Origin of the sequence: Pseudomonas palmensis, assembly GCF_017848315.1 — a bacterium.
Classification (GTDB): Bacteria; Pseudomonadota; Gammaproteobacteria; order Pseudomonadales; family Pseudomonadaceae; genus Aquipseudomonas; species Aquipseudomonas palmensis.
In genome coordinates, this window is the sequence record NZ_JAFKEC010000053.1 from 14,096 (window position 1) to 35,457 (window position 21,362).

Below are 21,362 nucleotides of genomic sequence, written 5' to 3' on the forward strand. Positions count from 1 at the left end.
CGGTCCTTAATGAATTTTGCTTCCCAGGGTCACCACGCCATCGGCGCGTTCGTGACCGAGCCAACTCGTCCATCCCAGACGGCAGGCGTTGTCCTGGCCGATACGCAGCTCGCGAATCTCTTCCTGGCGCAGCACCAGGCGGATGTCGTAGTCCAGCGGGTCGCGCAGGGTGAAACGCACCAGGGCACACAGCGGCTGATAGCCGAAGCCGATCGGCAGGAACTCGTGAAAGCGCTGCCAGTCGAGCTGGGTGATGTGGATGCGGAACTTGCCGTTGCGATCACGCACCCGCTCGCCCAGCACCACGTCCTCGCCCAGCAGGCTGTTGGCGCGCCCCAGGCGATTGCACTGCTCCTGCAGGATGACCACGCGACGTTCGATGCACTGCTCGATGACCAGCTGCGCATGCTTGAAGTAGTAGCGCAGCACCGCCTCGATCAATGCCGCCGAGTGGGCACGCAGGCTCAGCAGGCCCAGGTAGGGCAACAGGCGCTTCCAGTTCAGTTCGCGGGCCTCGCGAATGTGCTCGCCACCCAGCCCGATCAGGGCGAACAGCTGCGCCGAGAATGGGTCCATCGCCCCGCTCTGGAAGCGTGCGCGATAACGGTACTTGCGCCAGATGGGCAGCATCAGGCGCTGTAGCCGATGGTGGAACACGTCGAGAAACTGCCGGGTCGTGTTGCCGTCCTCGCCATCGCCCAGCGCCTGCTCCACGTAGAACGCCGGCAGCGGCGAGCTGGCGCCGCACAGGCCGATCAGGTTGAAACGCAGGCGTGCACGCATCTGCCCGCGGTCGTCGAAGAACTCGACGCGATCGACGTCGCTGCCCGGAAAGCCCAGGCTCGGATTGGCCTGGAACTCCAGCTGGTCGTACAGCTCCTCTTCGCTCAGGTGCGGATGGAACTCGCGCAGCCGGTCGATGACCAGCAGCACGGCCTGAAACAGCGAGTACTCGCGTATTGCGTGGCTCAGCCCGCTCAAAGCAGGGGCTGCAGGCCCATACGTGGTGTCCATTGGTACACCTCTCCCTGGGTACTTCTGACCCGCAACTCGTGGTACGAGTTGAGGCTGGCATAAAGGGCAAAGAACTCGTTGAGCACCGAGGCGAACATGAACAGGTCGCCTTCGCCGATGTAGCCTTGCGGGTCGATGGTCAGTTCGGTGCGCAGCCCACGCAGGGGCAGGCCGCGGTGCAGTCGGTCGACATGCTCGTGACGGATCGACTTGAGCCCGCCGAGCAGGCGCTTGCTGACCTTCTCGGCATGTTGGTCGTAGTAGCGCGGCAAGTCGTAGGTTTCCAGGATCACCTTGAGCGCATCGACGTTGGCCAGCGACAGGTAGTTGAGCGACATGTTGCTGATCAGCTTCCACAGGAAGTCCCGGTTCAGGGGCGGTGCGTAGCTGGCCGTGACCGGGGTGATGTTGCGGAAGGTGAGGAACTCCGGGGTCTGCTCGGACGGCTGGTCGATATCACCCAGCTTGAGCCGGCGCGGCAGGTTCTGGTTGGTGCAGGTGAGCTCGATGGACAGCGTCTCGTGGGTGCGGGTATCGCGTATTCCGAAGCTCAGGTAGGTGTCCAGGCCGTCATGCAACAGCGAGGAGCGCTGGCGAATGCTGTAGTGCGGGCTGGTCTGCGGCACGTCGAAACTGGGGTCGTGCTCGAACGACTCGAACGGCACATAGGCCTGGTAGCCCACGCCGCCGGGCTTCCAGCCGGTCACGCTGTGCACCGAGAACACCCCGCAGTTCTCCAGGTCGTACTCGGCGGGCAGCAGCAGGTATTCGTCCTGCTTGCCATCCAGGCGAATCGGCAGGGCATCGTGCTGGAACAGGTTGGCGATAGGGGTGCAGTACAGCTTGACGTTGTCCAGCGTGGGGCGCATGCGCTGGATACCGCCCCTGCGGATGTCGAAACGTATCTCCAGCCCACGCATCTGCTTGAGGGTTTCCGTGCCCAGGGACTTGAGTGCCTCCAGGCCGTCGAGGTCGACGAACAGGAACTTGTCCTGGAAGGCGAAGTACTCCTGCAGGTAGCGGTAACCGCGAAAGGTGTTCAGCGGGTAGGGAATCAGCGCCTCTTCCTCGGCGAAGCCGACCGGCTTGATACGGGTGCCAGCCAGGCGCACTGTCACGTTCTCGCCACTGGCGCGCACCAGCGGCTTGCCATCGCCCCCCAGCGGCACCAGCTCGATGCCTTCCACGTTGCGCAGCAGGCACAGGTAGAGCATCTGGCTGATGTAGCGCTCGCCTGCCAGGTGCAGGCGCAGGCGGCTCAGTTCCAGCTCGCCGACATGCCCGTCGCAGCTCATCTCCAGGCTCAGGCTGAGCAGCGCCCCATCACCCTTTACCGAGTAATTGAGCGCGGTGAGGTCCAGGGCCATGACATCGGTGGGGTAGCAGGTGCGAAAACGGCAGCGCACCTCATCGATCGGCTGGCTCTCGACCGGTGTATCGCGCGCCACCCGCAAGGGCGGGCCGGACTGGCCCAGCGGGTCGAACTGCAGGATGCTGAACGCCGGCAGCGGGCGCATGTAGTTGGGCCACAGCAGCTGCATCAGCGAATGGCTCAGCTCGGGCAGTTCGTCATCGAGCTTCTGGCGCAGGCGCCCGGTGAGGAAGGCAAAGCCCTCGAGCAGCCGCTCCACGTCCGGGTCGCGCCCGGCCTGCCCCAGAAACGGCGCCAGGGCCGGGCTGCGCTCGGCAAAGCGTCGCCCCAGCTGGCGCAACGCGGTGAGCTCGCTCTGGTAGTAATGATTGAAGGACATGCTCGGTTACCTGTTTTGCATGCTCAGGAACGTCCTGTTCGCGAGACGACAGCGCGGTGCGCGTCTCAGTTGACCTGCACCTGCCCGCCGCCCTCCAGGCGCGCGGAAAAACTGACCTGACGCTTGATCCCGTCCAGCTCAAGCAGGCCTTCGATGCTGAAAGCCAGCTTGAGCTGATCGTGATCACGCGGCAGCGACACCACGCGCACATTGGTCAGGCGCGGTTCGTAGGCTTCGATGAACTGCTCGATGGCCTGACGCGCCTGGCTCAGCGCGTCATGCAGGCTCAGGCGCATGTCATTGAGGTCTGCCAGCCCGTAATCGGGCAGCGTCTGCACGCTGCCCGCACGGGTACTGAGCATCTTGCCCAGGTGCACCGCCACCGAGGCCATGGCAGCCCTCTCGCGGCTCCAGCCGCGACGCTTGTCGGCTTCGCCGCCCAGACGCTCGAAAAGGCTGCCATATCCGCTCATGTACGCGCCCCCGCTTACTCTTTATCCAGCTTGCCGACCAGCGACAGGGTGAAGTCGGCGCCCATGTACTTGAAGTGCGGGCGCACGTTGAGGCTGACCCGGTACCAGCCCGGCTCCCCTTCCACATCGCTGACGATGATCTGGGCCGCGCGCAGCGGACGACGCCCACGCACCTCGGCGCTCGGGTTCTCCTGGTCGGCCACGTACTGGCGGATCCACTTGTTGAGTTCCAGCTCCAGGTCGGTGCGCTCCTTCCACGAGCCCAGCTGCTCGCGCTGCAGTACCTTGAGGTAGTGGGCCAGGCGGTTGACGATCATCATGTACGGCAGCTGGGTACCGAGCTTGTAGTTCAGCTCGGCGGCCTTGCCCTCGGCGCTGATGCCGAAGAACTTGGGTTTCTGCACCGAACTGGCGGAAAAGAACGCGGCGTTGTCACTGCCCTTGCGCATGGTCAGGGAGATGAAGCCTTCCTCGGCCAGCTCGTACTCGCGACGGTCCGACACCAGCACTTCGGTGGGGATCTTGGTCTCGATCTCGCCCATGCTTTCGAAGTGGTGCAGCGGCAGGTCTTCCACCGCGCCACCGCTCTGCGGGCCGATGATGTTCGGGCACCAGCGGAACTTGGCGAAGCTGTCGGTCAGCTTGGTGCCGAACGCATAGGCGGTGTTGCCCCACAGGTAGTGCTCGTGGCTGTTGGCCACGGTTTCCTTGTAGACGAACGACTTGACCGGGTTTTCCTCCGGGTCATAAGGGTTGCGCAGCAGGAAGCGCGGCACGGTGAGGCCGATGTAGCGCGCGTCCTCGGACTGGCGAAAGCTCTGCCACTTGGCAAACTGCGGGCCTTCGAAGTGGTCCTTGAGATCCTTGAGGTCCGGCAGGCCGGTGAAGCTTTCGAGGCCGAAGAACTTCGGACCGGCAGCGGCGATGAACGGCGCATGGGACATGCACGCAACGCTGGAGACGTACTGCATCAGCTTGACGTCGGGGGAGCTGGGCGACATGAAGTAGTTGGCGATGATCGCGCCCACCGGCTGGCCACCGAACTGGCCGTACTCTGCGGTATAGATGTGCTTGTAGAGACCGGCCTGCATGACTTCGGGCGAGTCCTCGAAGTCGTCCAGCAGGTCCTGCTTGGAGACGTTGAGAATTTCGATCTTGATGTTTTCGCGAAAGTTGGTGCGGTCGACCAACAACTGCAGGCCACGCCAGGCCGACTCCAGCGACTGGAAGTCGGGGTGGTGGAGAATCGCGTCCATCTGGCGGCTGAGCTTGGCATCGATCTCGGCGATCATGCGGTCGACCATGGCCTTCTTGACCGGTTCGCCGTCGTTGTGCGGCTTGAGCAGCTCTTCGATGAAGGCCGACACGCCGCGCTTGGCAATGTCATAGGCTTCATCGTCGGGCGTCAGGCGGGTTTGCGCGATGATGTTGTCGAGAATGCTGTACTCGCCATCGGTGCTGCTGGTTTGCTGTGCTGCGCTGGTGCTCATGGTGTTCTTCCTTGACGGGGGAGGCTCAAGCGTCGGTGGTCGGCGTGGCGCTCAGGCCCAGTTCGCCGAGTACGCGGGTGCGCGACTCATCGTCGGCGAGCACGCCTTCGATGGCCTTGCGAAAAGCCGGTGCGTTGCCCAGTGGGCCCTTGAGTGCCACCAGCGCATCGCGCAGTTCCATCAGCTTCTTGAGCTCTGGCACCTGCTCGACCAGGCTGGCCGGGTTGAAGTCCTTCATGGAGTTGACCCGCAGGCTGATGCCCAGCTCATCGCTGGCGCTTTCGTCGTCCTGCAGGCGGTTGGGCACGCTGAGGGTCAGGCTCAACTCCTGCTTGGCGAGCACTTCGTCAAACGTCATCTTGTCGATGCTGATGGGCTTGCGGTCCTCTACCTTGCGTTCGTCCGGACGCTGGGTGTAGTCACCGATCGCGAGCAGCTTCAAGGGCAGTTCGATTTCTTCCTGGGCGCCGCCCGTGGCAGGTTTGAACGTGACGTTGATGCGTTCCTTGGGGGCTACCGAGCCTTCTTTGGCCATGGCTTTTCTCCTTGCGTTTGCGGCCCGGGGGCCTAGTCGAGTACCACTTCGAGGTCGAGGTGGCACAGCCTGCGATAAACCTCATCCTTGCGTTCGCGCACGGCGTGGTTCTGCGGCAGCAGCTCACAACAGCTGTGCAGCAGACGCAGTACTTCCAGTGCCAGGTCCGGCTCCCACTGATGCAGGCCGGCCTGTTGCAGTTCGTGATCTAGGGCTTCGAGCTGGGTCTTGGCCAGTTCGTACTTCTTGGCCAGAAAGCACAGCCGCGCCTGGCTGAGCTGCCAGAAAAAGCGCACACGCCCGCCTTGAGCCGCCTGCATGCCCTGCTTGAGTATCTGCACGGCAGGCTTGAGGCCGTCCTTGCGCAGCACGGGCAGCACCGCCTCCAGGGCCAGCTCCCAGGGTGGCAGGCTGGCCGCGAGGTCGGTCTCGACCTTGCGCGGTGCGCTGGTGCTCTGCAGGTGCGGCATGACGCTGGCGTTGATCCAGCCCCGCGTCGCCGGGTCGGCAAACGGCGTGCCGTCATGAAAGCGCAGCTCCACCACCCCGGGCAGGCGCTGCAGCAGTTGCGCGAAGTGGAACTCCACCTCGCGCATGCCCTGCTCGGCGTTGAGCTCCAGCAGGCACTCCCAGACCATGCGCTGGCCGTCGAACCAGAACGGCGACTTGGCCAGGCTGGCCTCGAGCTCCATCAGCAGGTCGGCGTACTGGCCGTTGGCAAAGCGTTCCTGGTAGATCTTCAGGCGGTCGACCGGCAACCCGCGCAGCACGGTCACCTGTTCGGCATTGCGCTCGGGCACCGCGTCGATCTGCAACCACAGCAGCGTGCGGTTGAGGCGCAAGGCGCGCACGTCGGTGGCCTTCTGCTTGAGCCACCAGTTCGATAACGGTCGAGCGCCATCCTGCAGGGTGCGTAACACCTTGTGCGCGTCTTTTTCGCTGTCGACGGGGGCGCCGGGGGTGAGCAACTGGGTGGCGGCCTGCTTGACCTGGGCCACGACCGCGCCCACGGCACCGGGTTCGGGCTGATTGTCGGCAGCACGTTGCACCATGCTCGACAGGCGTCGGCACAACGGCAGCAACAGCGGCGCCTCATCGCCCAGGTGCGTGGTCAGGGCTGCATCGAGCGCCTGCAGGCTGTCGACCAGGCGGCGGAACAGCGCCAGTTGCTCCTTGATCGCGACATTTTCACCCAGTACCTGCTCCAGGCGCGGCACCAGCCAGCCGATGGCCGCGGCCCGCGTGCGTGGCTTGGCCGGGTGCACCTGCGCCCAGTGCTGCTCGCACAGGTGCTGCAACAGCCCCACGCCGGCCAGCAGGCCCGGGAAGGATTCGCGTTGATACAACGCCCACGTCAACCAGGCGGCAACCCGCAGGTCCTTGGACTGTGTGCGCAGCAGCGTCTCGCTGTTCTCGAGCACGCGAAGCCAGTCGATCTGGCCGCTCTCGTGAACGGACTGAGCCTTGTTCAACTCGCCTTCCAGTGCTTCGTACTCACTGGAAAAACGCACGTCCTCGCCCGCAAAACAGTCTGGTGATACAGCCTGCCGGGCAACCTCGTGGTAACGAGCGTGCAACTTGCTTGAGTAGGACATCCTTGGCCTGTAGTTGGACTGCAGGCCCCGCGCCGACCGAAAAAGCCCAGGCGGCACGGGGCCTACCAAAACAGCGTCAAACACCCATCCGTGGGTTCGCTGCCTTAAGTGAGGGGGCACATCCTAGTTAGGGAAATGGCACATTGCAATCAACACAGCGTGTGCAATTTGTATCAAAAAGCAGGAAACCATTCCGCTGACGAACAGGACTGGCACTTTGCCACACTTCAAGGCATGCTAGCCGCCCTTCGGGCGTGCAGCTTATAGTGCGCGCCTGGAACCGGGATGCGACAGGACTACCGCACACTGCGCCGCTTGTCGCTGCGTAGCGATCACCTGCCACAGCCTCACGCAGGAACAGCGTTTGACCAATCTGACTCAGCCTTCATCCCCGCGCAAAGCCACGAGTGCGTCCGGTTCGCCCTTGCGTGGCTCGCTCAAAGGCGCGTTGGCCATCCTGGTGCTGCTGTTGCTCGCGCTGCTGTTCTGGCAAGTGTTCGAGCAGTTCCGCCATACCCAGGCCGATCGCCGCCAGCAGAGCCTGGATGCAAGTGCCGAACTGGCCAGCCAGCTCAACCTGAGCCTGGCATTGAACGCGCAAAAAGCCCTCACCCTGCTGCAACCCTACCCTGCCGCACCGGCCGTCACCGACCTGCCGCAGCTGCTCGAACACCTGCACGCACGCCTGCCCGCCCTGCGCAGCCTGGTGTGGGTGGACGCCCAGGGCGCGTTGCTGCGCGACAGCGCGGGCATCAGTGCCGACCGCAAGGCGCTCCAGGAGCTGCTGCACCTGGGCCAGGAGCGCCCGTACTACTTCAGCAACAGCGACGACAACAGCCTGGTCTACCTGCTGCTGCAGCACCCCGACAGCGACACCCGTGGCTATTGGCTGCTGCGCCTGGCCCCGGAGTACTACCAGCAACTGAGCCAACCCCTGGACCACGCCGCGCCACCGCTGTGGCTGCTGGAAAACAGCCGCACGGCCCAGGTCATCGATCGCCACGCGCCGCCGCTCGATGCGCGCGACGCCAGCATCGAGCCGCCGCAAAGCGTGCTGCTGGCGTACCTGGACAACAGCGACTGGCAACTGCGCGGCCTGTTCGATGCCGCCTACAGCCGCCAGCAACTGCTGCCGGCCTTGATCGGCAAGTGCGTGCTGGGCCTGGTGTGCGCGCTGATCCCGCTGCTGGCGCTGATCAGCATGCGCCGCCGCCACCGCGCCCTGCAGGAAGGTCGGCGACGCTATCAGGACATCTTCGAAGGCACGGGCGTGGCCTTGTGCGTACTCGACCTGTCGGGGCTGACCGAACTGCTGGAACGCCTGCGCCTGCGCAGCACAGCCGAGCTGGCCCAGCGCCTGGCCCGGGATGTATCGCTGCGCCACAGCCTGCTGGGCGAGCTGAAGGTTACCGAAGTCAATCAGGTGGCCCTGCAACTGCTGGGCGCCGGCTGTTGCGAGAGCGCCTGGCAGCGCCTGATCGAAGGCCACTCGCCGGGCGCCGACGGGGTGGGCATGCAGTTGGTCGAGGCAGTGGTGCAGGACCTGCGCCTGCTGGAGCTGGAAGTGCGGCTCAGCGACCCCCAGGGCCAGGACCAGCACCTGTGGCTGATGGTGCGCTTCCCCCAGGCACGGCGTGACTACCAGGCCGTGATCCTGAGCATCAGCGATATCACCAGCCGCAAGCGCGTGGAGCTGTCGCTGCTGGAGCGCGAAAGCTTCTGGTCGGACGTGGTGCGCACCGTGCCCGACCAGCTGTACGTGCAGGATGTGCACAGCCTGCGCATGATCTTCAGCAACCGCCACCTGGGCCAGACCCTGGGCTATTCGCGCAGCGAGCTGGCGCAGATGGGCGAGTACTTCTGGGAGGTGCTGCTGCACCCGCAGGACGCCGAGCTGTTTCGCCAGATGCGCCAGCAGCAGCGCCAGAGCGGCTATGTGGAGCAGTTGCATTGCCAACTGCGTTTTCTTCACCACGACCAGAGCTGGCGGCGCTACGACATTCGCGAACAGGCCCTGACCCGCGACCCTGACGGCACGGTGCTGCGCATCATCGGGGTGGGCAAGGACGTCACCGACCAGATCGAGGCGAGCGAGTCGCTGCGTGACAGCGAGCAGCGCTACCGCATGCTCGCCGAGAGCATCAGCGACGTGATCTTCTCCACCGACCCGCAGTTGCAGCTCAACTACGTCAGCCCTTCGGTGCAGACGGTACTGGGCTACGACGTGCCGTGGATCTTCGCCAACGGCTGGCAGTCGACCATTGCCAACCCGGCGCAGCTGACCGGCGTGTTCACCCTGTTCGAACGGGTCAAGCGGGCCCTCGAGGAACCCGCCGCGCTGGAGCGCCTGCGCACCGAGGTGACCACCCAGCTGTTCCTGTTCGACTGTCTGCGCGCCGACGGCCGCAAGATCCCGATCGAGCTGCGCGTGGTACTGGTGTGGGACGAGCACAACCATTTCGAGGGCATCCTGGGCGTCGGCCGCGACATCAGCCAGCAACGCCGCGCCGAGAAAGACCTGCGCATGGCCGCCACGGTGTTCGAGCATTCCACCTCGGCGATCCTGATCACCGACCCGGCCGGCTACATCGTGCAGGCCAACGAAGCCTTCAGCCGGGTCAGCGGCTACGCGGTGAGCGACGTGCTCGACCAGTTGCCGAGCCTGCTCACCGTCGACGAACAGCAGGAAGCCCACCTCAACTACGTGCTCAAGCAACTGCACCAGCGCGGCACCTGGGAAGGCGAGGTCTGGCTCAAGCGCCGCAGCGGCGAGCACTACCCGGCGTGGGTCGGCATCACCGCGGTACTCGACGACGAGGGTGACCTGGCCAGCTACGTGTGCTTCTTCACCGACATCAGCGAGCGCAAGGCCAGCGAACAGCGCATTCACCGCCTGGCCTACTACGACGCCCTGACCCACCTGCCCAACCGCACGCTGTTCCAGGACCGCCTGCACACCGCGCTGCAGCAGGCCGAGCGGCAGAAGGCCTGGGTGGTGCTGATGTTCCTGGACCTGGACCGTTTCAAGCCGATCAACGACTCCCTGGGGCATGCCGCAGGCGATCGCATGCTCAAGGACATGGCCGAACGCCTGCTCGACTGCGTACACGACGACGACACCGTGGCACGCATGGGCGGCGACGAATTCACCTTGCTGCTGCAACCCAAGGCCACCCGCGAAATCGCGCTCAACCGCGCGATCCACGTGGCCGAGCAGATCCTGGGCAGCCTGGTGCGACCGTTCGTGCTGGAGAACCGCGAGTTCTTCGTCACTGCCAGCATCGGCATCGCCCTCAGCCCGCAGGACGGCAGCGAGCTGAGCCAGCTGATGAAGAACGCCGACACCGCGATGTACCACGCCAAGGAGCGCGGCAAGAACAACTTCCAGTTCTACCAGGCCGACATGAACGCCAGTGCGCTGGAGCGCCTGGAGCTGGAAAGCGACCTGCGTCATGCGCTGGAGCAGAACGAGTTCATCCTCTACTATCAGCCGCAGTTCAGCGGCGACGGCAAGCGCCTGACCGGTGCCGAGGCCCTGCTGCGCTGGCGCCACCCGCGCCGCGGGCTGGTGCCGCCGGGCGACTTCATCCCGGTGATCGAGGAACTGGGGCTGGTGGTGGACGTGGGCGACTGGGTCATCAGCGAAGCCTGCCGCCAGCTCAAGGCCTGGCACCAGGCCAAGGTGCGAGTGCCCAAGGTGTCGGTGAACATTTCGGCGCGCCAGTTCTCCGATGGCCAACTGGGCACGCGCATCGCCACCATCCTGGCCGATACCGGGCTGCCGCCGGCGTGCCTGGAGCTGGAACTGACCGAAAGCATCCTGATGCGCGAGGTCAACGAGGCGATGGTGATCCTCGACAGCCTGAAGAATCTGGGGCTGAGCATTGCGGTGGACGACTTCGGCACCGGCTACTCGTCGCTCAACTACCTCAAGCAGTTCCCCATCGACGTGCTCAAGATCGACCGCACCTTCGTCGACGGTCTGCCCGAGGGCGAGCAGGATGCGCAGATCGCCCGCGCCATCATCGCCATGGCCCACAGCCTGAACCTGGCGGTGATCGCCGAGGGTGTGGAGACCCATGAGCAACTGGAGTTTCTGCGCGAGCACGGCTGCGACGAGGTGCAGGGCTACCTGTTCGGGCGGCCGATGCCGGCCAACCAGTTCGAGGCGCAATTCAGCAACGAAACGTTGTTCATGTTCGAATGACGCATCGCGGGTCAAGCCCGCTCCCACAGGATGTTCTCGGCCCCCGAGAGCGGATACCAGACCTGTGGGAGCGGGCTTGACCCGCGATAAGTTCACACCGAGCCTGAATGAGCCCCGCTTGTCTGCGACATGATGCCCTTTCATATGCCAGACAAAAGCCGATGAGGTAGAATGCCCGCCTATTTCAGCACGATCCTTGAGGACCGCCATGTTCAGCCGTGATTTGACCATTGCCAAGTACGACGCCGATCTCTTTGCCGCCATGGAGCAAGAAGCTCAGCGCCAGGAAGAGCACATTGAGCTGATCGCTTCGGAAAACTACACCAGCCCTGCGGTGATGGAAGCTCAAGGCTCGGTACTGACCAACAAGTACGCCGAAGGCTACCCGGGCAAGCGCTACTACGGTGGCTGCGAATACGTCGACGTGGTCGAGCAACTGGCCATCGACCGCGCCAAGCAGCTGTTCGGCGCCGACTACGCCAACGTGCAGCCGCACGCCGGTTCCCAGGCCAACGCTGCCGTCTACCTGGCCCTGCTGTCGGCCGGTGACACCATCCTGGGCATGAGCCTGGCCCACGGCGGCCACCTGACCCACGGCGCGGCCGTGTCGTCCTCGGGCAAGCTGTACAACGCCATCCAGTACGGCATCGACGCCAACGGCCTGATCGACTACGACGAAGTCGAGCGCCTGGCGGTCGAGCACAAGCCGAAAATGATCGTGGCCGGTTTCTCGGCCTACTCGCAGGTGCTGGACTTCCCGCGCTTCCGCGAAATCGCCGACAAGGTCGGTGCCTACCTGTTCGTCGACATGGCCCACGTGGCTGGCCTGGTCGCCGCTGGCGTGTACCCGAACCCGGTGCCGTTCGCCGACGTGGTCACCACCACCACCCACAAGACCCTGCGCGGTCCACGTGGCGGCCTGATCCTGGCCCGTGCCAACGCCGACATCGAGAAGAAGCTGAACTCCGCCGTATTCCCGGGTGCCCAGGGCGGCCCGCTGGAGCACGTGATCGCGGCCAAGGCGATCTGCTTCAAGGAAGCGCTGCAGCCTGAGTTCAAGGCCTACCAGCAGCAAGTGGTGAAGAACGCCCAGGCCATGGCCGGCGTGTTCATCGAGCGCGGCTTCGACGTGGTGTCGGGCGGTACTGAAAACCACCTGTTCCTGCTGTCGCTGATCAAGCAGGAAATCTCCGGCAAGGACGCAGACGCTGCCCTGGGCAAAGCCTTCATCACCGTCAACAAGAACTCCGTGCCAAACGACCCACGCTCCCCGTTCGTCACTTCCGGCCTGCGCTTCGGCACCCCGGCCGTGACCACTCGCGGCTTCAAGGAAGCAGAGTGCAAGGAACTGGCGGGCTGGATCTGCGACATCCTGGACGACCTGAACAACGAAGCGGTGATCGACGCCGTTCGCGAGAAGGTCAAGGCCATCTGCGCCAAGCTGCCGGTGTACGGCAACTGATCGCAGGTACCTGATGTGAAAAAGCCCGGCTCCCAGCCGGGCTTTTTTGTGGCATCGCGGGTCAAGCCCGCTCCCACAGGATTTCATAGCCCTCCAGATGGGTAGTAAACCTGTGGGAGCGGGCTTGACCCGCGATGGGCCCTCAGGGGCGACCCAAGGCCTCGAACCCCTCGCGAATCTTCGCCTCGGGCAGGTCATCGGCAATGAACACCATCACACTCTCGCGCTGTTCACCTTCGGCCCACTCGGTATCCCAGTCGAAGCCATACAGCTTCAGCACGCCCTGAAACACCAGCCGCCGATCCTCGCCAGCAATGTTCAACACGCCCTTGTAGCGCAACAGCTGCTTGCCATGCGCCTCCAGCAATTGGTTCATGAACTCGCTCAGCCGGTCGATATCCAGCGGCACATCGGTACGCAGCACCATGCTGGAGATCCGGTCCAGGCTGTTGCCCGCCGCCACAACAGGCCGCAGGTTGAGGCTGGCGTTGAGGTTGAACCCGCGCACATCCAGCATCTCGGCCAGGTCGATCCTGCCGTTGTCCACCACACGGATCGGCGCACGTCGGTTGATCCGCGCCAGGCGCTGGCTCAAAGCCTCGAACGCGGCCGCATCGACCAGGTCGGTCTTGCTCACCAGCAGGCGATCGGCAAACCCGACCTGGGCCTGGGCGATGGTCTGGGTCAGGTGCAGGTCGGCATGCGCGGCATCCACCAGGGTGATGATGCCGTCGAGGATGTAGCGCTCGCGCAGCTCTTCGTCGATGAAGAAGGTCTGCGCCACCGGTGCCGGGTCGGCCAGGCCGGTGCACTCGATCACCAGCCGGTCGAAGGCGATTTCGCCGCTGTCCAGACGCTCCAGCAGCAGGAACAGCGCCTTGGTCAGGTCGGTGTGGATGGTGCAGCACACGCAGCCGTTGGCCAGGGTCATGACCTGCACCGGTTCGTCGCCCAGCAGTTGGGTGTCGATGCCGGCGTCGCTGAACTCGTTTTCGATCACGGCGATTTTCAGGCCGTGCTCGGCCTTGAGCAGGTGACGCAGCAAGGTGGTCTTGCCGGCCCCCAGAAAACCGCTGAGCACGGTGACGGGAATGGGTTGCACGGAAAATCTCCTGAACACTGAAATGACTGTGGGAGCCCGGCTGCCCGGGCTCCCACAGGTTTGTCACTCGCGGGCGGTGCCGTCTTTCAACAGCACTTGGGCCCGCCCTTGCCGCCGTAGCGCGCCTCCTGGCGTTCCCGGAAGAACTCCTCGTAGGTCATCGGCGGCAGGTCGGGGTGCCGGGTTTGCATATGCTCGACGTAATTGTCGTAGTCGGGCATGCCGACCATCAGGCGGGCTGCCTGCCCCAGGTACTTACCCAGTCGACCGAGATCGTTGAACATGTCTGCAATCCTCTTGGTTTACGCGTCCGGCAAGGCCTGGAACGGCGATTCCTTGTCGGTACGTTCTTTCTTGTTCAAGGCGCGGATACCGACCTTGAGCGCGAAGAACAGGATGCTGAACACCACGAACAGGAACAGCGCAGTCAGCGTCGCGTTGGTGTACGCGTTGAAGATCACGTGCTGCATCTGCGCGATGTCCTTGGCCGGGGCCAGTACCTGACCGGCGTCCAGCGCCGCGCTGTACTTGTTGGCCAGGGCCAGGAAGCCCACCGCCGGGTTCGGGTCGAACAGCTTGATGAAGCCTGCGGTGGTGGTGCAGATCAGCAGCCATACCGCCGGCACCAGGGTGACCCACATGTACTGCTGGCGCTTCATCTTGATCAGCACCACGGTGCCGAGCATCAGCGCGATACCGGCCAGCATCTGGTTGGAGATGCCGAACAGCGGCCACAAGGTGTTGATGCCACCCAGCGGGTCGATCACGCCCTGGTACAGCAGGTAGCCCCACAACGCCACACAGCCGGCGGTAGCGAGCAGGTTGGCGCCCCACGACTCGGTGCGCTTGAGCGCTGGCACGAACGAGCCCAGCAGGTCCTGCAGCATGAAGCGCCCGGCACGCGTACCGGCGTCTACCGCAGTGAGGATGAACAGGGCTTCGAACAGGATCGCGAAGTGGTACCAGAACGCCATGGTGTTTTCACCCGGTAGTACCTGGTGCAGGATCTGTGCGATACCCACCGCCAGGGTCGGCGCACCACCGGCACGGGCCAGCACGGTGTGCTCGCCGATGTCCCGGGCGACCGCCTCGAGCTGCTCGGGGGTGATGGCAAAGCCCCAACTGCTGACTGTCTGCGCCACCGACACCACGTCGGCACCGACCACCGCGGCCGGGCTGTTCATGGCGAAGTACACGCCCGGCTCGATCACCGAGGCGGCAACCATGGCCATGATCGCGACGAACGACTCCATCAGCATGCCGCCATAGCCGATGTAGCGGGCGTTGACTTCGTTGTCCAGCAGCTTGGGCGTGGTGCCCGAGGAGATCAGCGCATGGAAGCCCGATACCGCGCCACAGGCGATGGTAATGAACAGGAACGGGAACAGGGTGCCCTTCCACACCGGGCCGGTGCCGTCGGTGAACTGGGTCAGCGCCGGCATCTTCAGCTCGGGCGCCAGCACCAGGATGCCGATGGCCAGGGCAATGATGGTACCGATCTTGAGGAAGGTAGAGAGGTAGTCACGCGGCGCCAGCACCAGCCACACCGGCAGCACGGCGGCGACGAAGCCATAGCCCACCAGCATCCAGGTGATCTGCACGCCGGTGAAGGTGAACGCCGGGCCCCACACCGGATCGGCGGCCACCAGGCCCCCCAGCCAGATGGACAGCAACAGCAGCACCACACCGATCAGCGAGATCTCGCCGATGCGGCCCGGGCGGATATAACGCATGTACACGCCCATGAACATCGCGATGGGGATGGTCGCCATCACCGTGAACATGCCCCATGGGCTTTCGGCCAGGGCCTTGACCACGATCAGCGCCAGCACCGCAAGGATGATGATCATGATCAGGAAGCAGCCGAACAGGGCGATGGTGCCGGGAATGCGGCCCATTTCCTCACGCACCATGTCGCCCAGCGAGCGACCGTTGCGGCGGGTGGACAGGAACAGGATCATGAAGTCCTGCACTGCACCGGCTAGTACCACGCCGGCGATCAGCCAGAGCGTACCGGGCAGATAGCCCATCTGCGCAGCCAGTACCGGGCCCACCAGCGGGCCAGCGCCGGCGATGGCCGCGAAGTGGTGACCGAACAGGATGTGCTTGTTGGTCGGCACATAGTCCAGACCATCATTGTTGAGCACCGCCGGGGTGGCCCGGCGCGGGTCCAGCTGCATCACCTTGGTGGCGATGAACAGACTGTAGTAACGGTAGGCGACCAGGTAGAGGGCTACCGAGGCAACCACAATCCACAAGGCGTTGATCGCTTCGCCACGGCGCAGGGCAACCACACCCAGCGCACAGGCCCCCAGGACTGCCAGCAGCAGCCATGGTATATGGCGTAGCAGGCTATTATTGTTGTTCATGGTTTGCTTCCAGCTAGTGGATATGAAAGACCGCCCATCGAGTCTAGGGCGAGTCTTGGCGCATTGCCATACTTGCTTTGGTCTAGAGCCTGCAGCCCCGCCCACAGTCTCGTTATGCGCGTTCGCGATCATGCTGGCAAGCCCTGAGCTATAGTCAGTCAGGTTCCAGCCAGGTTCTACTGCAAAGGGCCTTCACCATGAGCGATCACCCAGAACGCCGGCGCTTCCAGCGCATACCCTTCGATGCACCGACCGAACTGCTCCAGGGCGAACGACGCTGGCCGGTCAACCTGCTCGACCTGTCGCTCAAGGGCCTGCTGATCGAGGCGCCCAAGGCCTGGGACGCCGACCTCGAGCGGCCGTTCGCTGCGCAGATACGCCTGGGTGAAGAGGCGTTTGTCACCATGACGGTGGAACTGCGCCATGTCGACGACACCCAGCTGGGGTTTATCTGCGAGCACATCGACCTCGATTCGCTGGAGCACCTGTGCCGCCTGGTGGAGCTCAACCTGGCCGATCGCACCGAACTGGAGCGCGAATTCCATCAACTCATCGACATTTGAAATCTTTTAGCCCGCTACCGACCTGACCCCGCCCCGCCTTCCTGTCCACCCAGACAGCTTTCAAACAGCCGTTCATGCCACCGGACCCAGCCCTGGCGGGCCTGGTGCTGCGTGTTGGAACGATAACTGCATCCACGCCTGCACCCAAACCAATGACCTGACTGTTCCTGTGCCAATCTAAAAATTGTATACAATTGTTCTGGCAATGAATGGCACGAGTTGTCTACAGTAGCGCCACAACAATAAAACAGAGAACCTGCTCCCATGACTACGTCCTCCCCCGACACGTCCACGGCATCACGTCCTGAAGACGAGAACCTGGGGCTCGGCGCCAACCTGGCGTACGGGCTGCAACACGTACTCACCATGTACGGCGGTATCGTCGCGGTACCGCTGATTCTCGGCCAGGCGGCCGGCCTGGGCCCGGCCGACATCGGCCTGCTGATTGCCGCATCGCTGTTTGCCGGTGGCCTGGCAACCCTGCTGCAGACCCTGGGCCTGCCGTTCTTCGGTTGCCAGTTGCCGCTGGTACAGGGCGTTTCGTTTGCCGGCGTGGCCACCATGGGCGCGATTCTCAGCAGCGAGGGCGGCGGCGGCCTGCCGGGGGTGCTGGGCGCGGTGATGGCGGCCTCGTTGATCGGGTTTCTGATCACCCCGGTGTTCTCGCGCATCACCAAGTTCTTCCCGCCACTGGTGACCGGCATCGTGATCACCACCATCGGCCTGACCCTGATGCCGGTCGCGGCGCGCTGGGTCATGGGCGGCAACAGCAAGGCACCGGACTTCGGCAGCATGTCCAACATCGGCCTGGCGGCGGTGACCTTCCTGATCGTGCTGATACTGAGCAAGCTGGGCAGCGCGGCGATCTCGCGGCTGTCGATCCTGCTGGCGATGGTGTTCGGCACCCTGATCGCCTGGTCGCTGGGCATGGCTGATTTCAGCAAGGTGCTCGAAGGTCCACTGGTGGCCTTCCCTACCCCGTTCCACTTCGGCATGCCGACCTTCCATATCGCGGCCATCCTGTCGATGTGCATCGTGATCATGGTGACCCTGGTGGAAACCTCGGCCGACATCCTCGCGGTAGGTGAGATCATCGACACCAAGGTCGACTCCAAGCGCCTGGGCGATGGCCTGCGTGCCGACATGGCCTCGAGCATCCTGGCGCCGATCTTCGGTTCGTTCACCCAGAGCGCATTCGCCCAGAACGTCGGCCTGGTGGCCGTGACCGGGGTGAAGAGCCGCTACGTGGTGGCTACCGGTGGCGTGATCCTGGTGGTGCTGGGCCTGCTGCCGATCATGGGCCGGGTGATTGCCGCCGTACCGACCTCGGTACTGGGTGGCGCGGGGATCGTGCTGTTCGGCACCGTGGCGGCCAGTGGTATCCGCACGCTGTCCAAGGTGGACTACCGCAACAACATGAACCTGATCATCGTGGCCGCCTCACTGGGCTTCGGCATGATCCCGATTGCCGCGCCCAACTTCTACGCGCAGTTCCCGAACTGGTTCGAGACCATTTTCCACTCCGGCATCAGCTCGTCGGCGATCATGGCGATTCTGCTGAACCTGGTGTTCAACCACTTCAAGACCGGCAACTCCGATCATCAGTCGGTGTTCGTGGCCGCCTCCGAGCGCACGCTGAACTACTCGGACATTTCGGGGCTGCGTGACGGCGACTACTTCGAAGACGGCAAGCTGTTCGATGCCGAGGGCAAGGAGATTCCGTTGCTGGAGAAGGATGAGCATGGGAGCAAGGTGGTGAGGCGAGAGACTGCCGCCGAGCACTAGACAGCACGACGAGAAAAGGCCGGTGATCTTCACCGGCCTTTTTTGTGTTACTCGAACAACGCATCCAGCGCCTGCTCCAGGCGCGTCACCGCAATCACCTGCAGCCCCGGCGGCGCTTCCTTGGGCGCGTTGCCCTTGGGCACGATGGCGCGCTTGAAGCCATGTTTGGCGGCCTCCTTCAGGCGCTCCTGCCCGCTCGGCACCGGGCGCACTTCACCAGACAGGCCCACCTCGCCGAACACCAGCAGGTCGTGTGGCAGCGGGCGGTTGCGCAGGCTCGACATCACCGCCGCCATCAAGGCCAGGTCCGACGCGGTCTCCAGTACCTTGACCCCGCCCACCACGTTGAGAAACACGTCCTGGTCGTGGGTGGGGATGCCGCCATGGCGATGCAGCACCGCCAGCAACATGGCCAGGCGGTTCTGGTCCAGGCCCAGGGTCACACGGCGCGGGTTGGCCATGTGGCTTTCATCCACCAGCGCCTGCACCTCCACCAGCATCGGCCGGGTACCTTCCCAGGTGGCCATCACCACGCTGCCCGGCACTTCCTCCTGGGCACGGGTGAGGAAGATCGCCGACGGGTTGGAGACTTCCTTGAGGCCGCGGTCGGTCATGCCGAACACGCCCAGCTCGTTGACCGCACCAAAGCGGTTCTTCACCGCGCGCAGCAGGCGCAGGCGACCGTCGGACTCGCCCTCGAAATACAGCACGGTGTCGACCATGTGTTCCAGTACCCGCGGCCCGGCCAACGCGCCCTCCTTGGTCACGTGGCCGACCAGGAAGATCGCCGTGCCGCTCTGCTTGGCATAGCGCACCAGCAAGGCGGCACTCTCGCGTACCTGCGACACGCCACCGGGCGCCGACTGCAACTGTTCGGTGAAGATGGTCTGGATGGAGTCGATCACCATCACCTTGGGCTTTTCGACCCGCGCGGTGGCAATGATGGTTTCGATGCAGGTCTCGGTCATCACCCGCAACTGATCCTGCGGCAGGCCCAGGCGACGGGCACGCATGGCCACCTGCTGCTGGGATTCTTCCCCGGTGACGTACAGCGCCGGCATGCGCGTGGCAATGTTGCACAGGGTCTGCAGCAGGATGGTGGACTTGCCGATGCCCGGGTCACCGCCAATCAGCACCACCGATCCATCGACCAGGCCGCCACCGAGCACGCGGTCCAGCTCGGCGCTGGCGGTGCTGAAACGCGGGATCTCCTCGACACTGACCTCGGCCAGGGTCTTGATCTGCGCCTGTTGCCCGGCCCAGCCGGTGCGCCCGGCAGGCGCCGCGGCGCCGCCACTTTCGATCATGGTCTCGACCAGGGTGTTCCACGCGCCGCATTCGCCGCACTGGCCCGCCCACTTGGGAAAGGTCGCGCCGCACTCGGTGCAGCCGTACATGCGCTTGGCCTTGGCCATGGGGCAGTCTCCTGGAAAAAGGGACCATGATAGCCGAGCCGACCCAGCTGCGGGGCGCCGCCTGGGCGACAAAACTATTCGGCATAGCCGGGGTCTTTTACTGCAACGCGGAGCATGAAGCGCATAGCTGATTTACACTGCGATGACCAATCTCATCTGTTACAGGGAATAAACCATGGGCGTGATCAGTGAATTCAAGGCCTTCGCGGTCAAGGGCAACGTGGTCGACATGGCCGTCGGTATCATCATCGGCGCCGCGTTCGGCAAAATCGTTTCATCGTTTGTTGGCGATGTGGTGATGCCACCCCTGGGCCTGCTGATCGGTGGAGTGGACTTCAGTGATCTGGCGGTGGTGCTCAAGGCGGCCGAGGGCGACGCGCCGGCGGTGGTGCTGGCCTATGGCAAGTTCATCCAGACGGTGATCGACTTTCTGATCGTGGCCTTCGCGATCTTCATGGGCGTGAAGGTGATCAACCGCCTCAAGCGCGAAGAAGCGGTGGCCCCGACCCTGCCGCCGGTACCCACCAAGGAAGAAGAACTGCTGGGCGAAATCCGCGACCTGCTCAAGGCGCAGAACCAGCAGCCCTGAACCGGGCCTGCCTGACCGTAACGGCGCCTTCGGGCGCCGTTGTGCTGTCTACCAGTAGTTTTCCACCGCCACCTGGCCCGGCCGGCGGCTGAGGCTCAGCTGAAGATCACGTGCCTTGAGCACCTGGCGGGTGTCGTCGATCATCTGCGGATTGCCGCAGAGCATCACCCGCGAATGTTCGGGGGTCAGCGCCAGGCCGGCCGCACGCTCCAGTTCGCCGTTCTCGATCAGGGTGGTGATACGCCCGTTCAGCGCACCCGGGTGTTGCTCGCGGGTGACCACCGGAATGAACTGCAGCTTGCCCGCATGTTCGGCCAGGTAGTCGCGCTGCTCCAGGCCGGCGATCTCCTGCTGATAGGCGAGCTCCCTGGCTTCGCGCACCGAATAGACCAGCTTGATGGTGTCGAACCGCTCCCAGGCTTCGAAGTCCTGCAGTATCGACATGAAGGGTGCAATGCCGGTACCTGTCGCCAGCAACCACAGGTCCCGCCCGTCGGCGAAGCGATCAAGGGTCAGGAAACCGAACGCCTGGCGGTCGATCAACAGTTGGTCACCCTCGCGCAGCCGGCTCAGCTCACTGGTGAACTCGCCGCCGGGCACGACGATCGAGAAAAAGTCCAGGTACTCGTCGAACGGCGACGAGACCATCGAGTACGCCCGCCACACCACGCTGCCATCGGCACGGGTCACGCCCAGGCGAGCAAACTGGCCGGCCCGGAACCGAAAACCGGGATCACGGGTTACGCGCAGGCTGAACAGGTTGGGGGTCAGCGGCTGGACATCGAGCAGGGTCTGGCGGGTGAACTTCTCCGCACTGGCAGTCATGGTGTGCTCCACAATTCAGGTAAACACAGTGTCGCGCAAAGCTGACGGGATAAACACCGCCGCGATGTAATGGCATTACGCTCATGTGTTTCAACCACGTAACAAAACATGTAACGCGGGTTGTACAACCCTGTTTTTATGTAGAGCACTGGAACATTTCTATAGCAAAAAAAACCTAGAACAACGT

Annotated in this window: 16 protein-coding genes; 5 read left to right on the top strand and 11 right to left on the bottom strand. The window is 63.9% G+C overall.

Annotation, left to right across the window (positions count from 1 at the left end):
• Positions 1-6 precede the first annotated feature (6 nt).
• The 6 genes from tssG to tssA form a co-directional block, all read right to left on the bottom strand.
• Entirely contained in the window at positions 7-1,014 is a 1,008-nt protein-coding gene (gene tssG, locus JZZ72_RS22075) for a type VI secretion system baseplate subunit TssG (RefSeq protein ID WP_043860556.1), read from the bottom strand.
• Positions 978-2,765 (bottom strand): type VI secretion system baseplate subunit TssF, encoded by a 1,788-nt coding sequence (gene tssF / locus JZZ72_RS22080; protein WP_210015156.1) that lies wholly within the window; start codon positions 2,763-2,765, stop codon positions 978-980. Before tssF ends, tssG begins: the two co-directional genes overlap by 37 nt.
• 65 nt (positions 2,766-2,830) lie before the next feature.
• Entirely contained in the window at positions 2,831-3,238 is a 408-nt protein-coding gene (gene tssE / locus JZZ72_RS22085) for a type VI secretion system baseplate subunit TssE (RefSeq protein ID WP_043860558.1), read from the bottom strand.
• A 14-nt stretch (positions 3,239-3,252) separates the two neighbouring features.
• On the bottom strand, positions 3,253-4,728 hold the full coding sequence (gene tssC / locus JZZ72_RS22090; protein ID WP_043860559.1) for a type VI secretion system contractile sheath large subunit: 1,476 nt from the start codon (positions 4,726-4,728) through the stop codon (positions 3,253-3,255).
• A 25-nt stretch (positions 4,729-4,753) separates the two neighbouring features.
• Positions 4,754-5,263, bottom strand: a complete 510-nt coding sequence (gene tssB, locus JZZ72_RS22095) for a type VI secretion system contractile sheath small subunit (protein ID WP_043860560.1) — start codon at positions 5,261-5,263, stop codon at positions 4,754-4,756.
• 32 nt (positions 5,264-5,295) lie between these two features.
• Positions 5,296-6,858 carry a type VI secretion system protein TssA gene (tssA, locus tag JZZ72_RS22100; RefSeq protein WP_078481824.1) on the bottom strand — a complete coding sequence of 521 codons (1,563 nt, stop codon included), beginning with the start codon at positions 6,856-6,858 and terminating at the stop codon, positions 5,296-5,298.
• A gap of 364 nt (positions 6,859-7,222) precedes the next feature.
• On the opposite strand from tssA, the gene JZZ72_RS22105 reads away from it, so the two are divergent.
• Both JZZ72_RS22105 and glyA read left to right on the top strand, forming a co-directional pair.
• The gene (locus tag JZZ72_RS22105; protein ID WP_196933172.1) at positions 7,223-11,065 is read left to right on the top strand and encodes a sensor domain-containing protein; all 3,843 of its coding nucleotides are present in this window, start codon (positions 7,223-7,225) and stop codon (positions 11,063-11,065) included.
• 208 nt (positions 11,066-11,273) lie between these two features.
• Entirely contained in the window at positions 11,274-12,527 is a 1,254-nt protein-coding gene (glyA, locus tag JZZ72_RS22110) for a serine hydroxymethyltransferase (RefSeq protein WP_043860563.1), read from the top strand.
• Between the two features lie 142 nt (positions 12,528-12,669).
• On the opposite strand, the gene yjiA is transcribed toward glyA, so the two are convergent.
• The 3 genes from yjiA to JZZ72_RS22125 form a co-directional block, all read right to left on the bottom strand.
• Positions 12,670-13,653: a GTPase gene (gene yjiA, locus JZZ72_RS22115; RefSeq protein ID WP_162484866.1), complete on the bottom strand. Its 984-nt coding sequence runs from the start codon at positions 13,651-13,653 to the stop codon at positions 12,670-12,672.
• Between the two features lie 62 nt (positions 13,654-13,715).
• Positions 13,716-13,913: a YbdD/YjiX family protein gene (locus JZZ72_RS22120; protein ID WP_043860565.1), complete on the bottom strand. Its 198-nt coding sequence runs from the start codon at positions 13,911-13,913 to the stop codon at positions 13,716-13,718.
• An 18-nt stretch (positions 13,914-13,931) separates the two neighbouring features.
• Positions 13,932-15,998, bottom strand: coding sequence for a carbon starvation CstA family protein (locus tag JZZ72_RS22125; protein ID WP_043860566.1), 2,067 nt, complete (start codon positions 15,996-15,998; stop codon positions 13,932-13,934).
• 197 nt (positions 15,999-16,195) lie between these two features.
• Here JZZ72_RS22125 and JZZ72_RS22130 point away from each other — a divergent pair, with 197 nt between their 5' ends.
• Positions 16,196-16,561 carry a PilZ domain-containing protein gene (locus tag JZZ72_RS22130; RefSeq protein ID WP_058540734.1) on the top strand — a complete coding sequence of 122 codons (366 nt, stop codon included), beginning with the start codon at positions 16,196-16,198 and terminating at the stop codon, positions 16,559-16,561.
• Between the two features lie 264 nt (positions 16,562-16,825).
• On the top strand, positions 16,826-18,346 hold the full coding sequence (locus JZZ72_RS22135) for a nucleobase:cation symporter-2 family protein (RefSeq protein ID WP_210015157.1): 1,521 nt from the start codon (positions 16,826-16,828) through the stop codon (positions 18,344-18,346).
• Positions 18,347-18,393: 47 nt separating this feature from the next.
• Here JZZ72_RS22135 and radA read toward each other — a convergent pair whose 3' ends face one another.
• On the bottom strand, positions 18,394-19,761 hold the full coding sequence (gene radA / locus JZZ72_RS22140; RefSeq protein ID WP_054916566.1) for a DNA repair protein RadA: 1,368 nt from the start codon (positions 19,759-19,761) through the stop codon (positions 18,394-18,396).
• Between the two features lie 175 nt (positions 19,762-19,936).
• Between radA and mscL the strand changes: the two genes are divergently transcribed.
• Positions 19,937-20,350: a large-conductance mechanosensitive channel protein MscL gene (gene mscL, locus JZZ72_RS22145; protein ID WP_054916565.1), complete on the top strand. Its 414-nt coding sequence runs from the start codon at positions 19,937-19,939 to the stop codon at positions 20,348-20,350.
• 48 nt (positions 20,351-20,398) lie between these two features.
• Here the strand turns inward: mscL and JZZ72_RS22150 are convergent, their stop codons facing one another.
• Entirely contained in the window at positions 20,399-21,175 is a 777-nt protein-coding gene (locus JZZ72_RS22150) for a ferredoxin--NADP reductase (protein ID WP_043860573.1), read from the bottom strand.
• Positions 21,176-21,362: the final 187 nt, after the last annotated feature.

Coding starts and splice junctions, on each gene's coding strand:
- JZZ72_RS22135 (WP_210015157.1), top strand. CDS start 16,826: ATGACTACGTCCTCCCCCGACACGTCCACGGCATCACGTCCTGAAGAC.
- tssG (WP_043860556.1), bottom strand. CDS start 1,014: ATGGACACCACGTATGGGCCTGCAGCCCCTGCTTTGAGCGGGCTGAGC.
- tssA (WP_078481824.1), bottom strand. CDS start 6,858: ATGTCCTACTCAAGCAAGTTGCACGCTCGTTACCACGAGGTTGCCCGG.
- tssB (WP_043860560.1), bottom strand. CDS start 5,263: ATGGCCAAAGAAGGCTCGGTAGCCCCCAAGGAACGCATCAACGTCACG.
- tssC (WP_043860559.1), bottom strand. CDS start 4,728: ATGAGCACCAGCGCAGCACAGCAAACCAGCAGCACCGATGGCGAGTAC.
- JZZ72_RS22125 (WP_043860566.1), bottom strand. CDS start 15,998: ATGAACAACAATAATAGCCTGCTACGCCATATACCATGGCTGCTGCTG.
- radA (WP_054916566.1), bottom strand. CDS start 19,761: ATGGCCAAGGCCAAGCGCATGTACGGCTGCACCGAGTGCGGCGCGACC.
- JZZ72_RS22130 (WP_058540734.1), top strand. CDS start 16,196: ATGAGCGATCACCCAGAACGCCGGCGCTTCCAGCGCATACCCTTCGAT.
- glyA (WP_043860563.1), top strand. CDS start 11,274: ATGTTCAGCCGTGATTTGACCATTGCCAAGTACGACGCCGATCTCTTT.
- JZZ72_RS22150 (WP_043860573.1), bottom strand. CDS start 21,175: ATGACTGCCAGTGCGGAGAAGTTCACCCGCCAGACCCTGCTCGATGTC.
- tssE (WP_043860558.1), bottom strand. CDS start 3,238: ATGAGCGGATATGGCAGCCTTTTCGAGCGTCTGGGCGGCGAAGCCGAC.
- tssF (WP_210015156.1), bottom strand. CDS start 2,765: ATGTCCTTCAATCATTACTACCAGAGCGAGCTCACCGCGTTGCGCCAG.
- JZZ72_RS22120 (WP_043860565.1), bottom strand. CDS start 13,913: ATGTTCAACGATCTCGGTCGACTGGGTAAGTACCTGGGGCAGGCAGCC.
- mscL (WP_054916565.1), top strand. CDS start 19,937: ATGGGCGTGATCAGTGAATTCAAGGCCTTCGCGGTCAAGGGCAACGTG.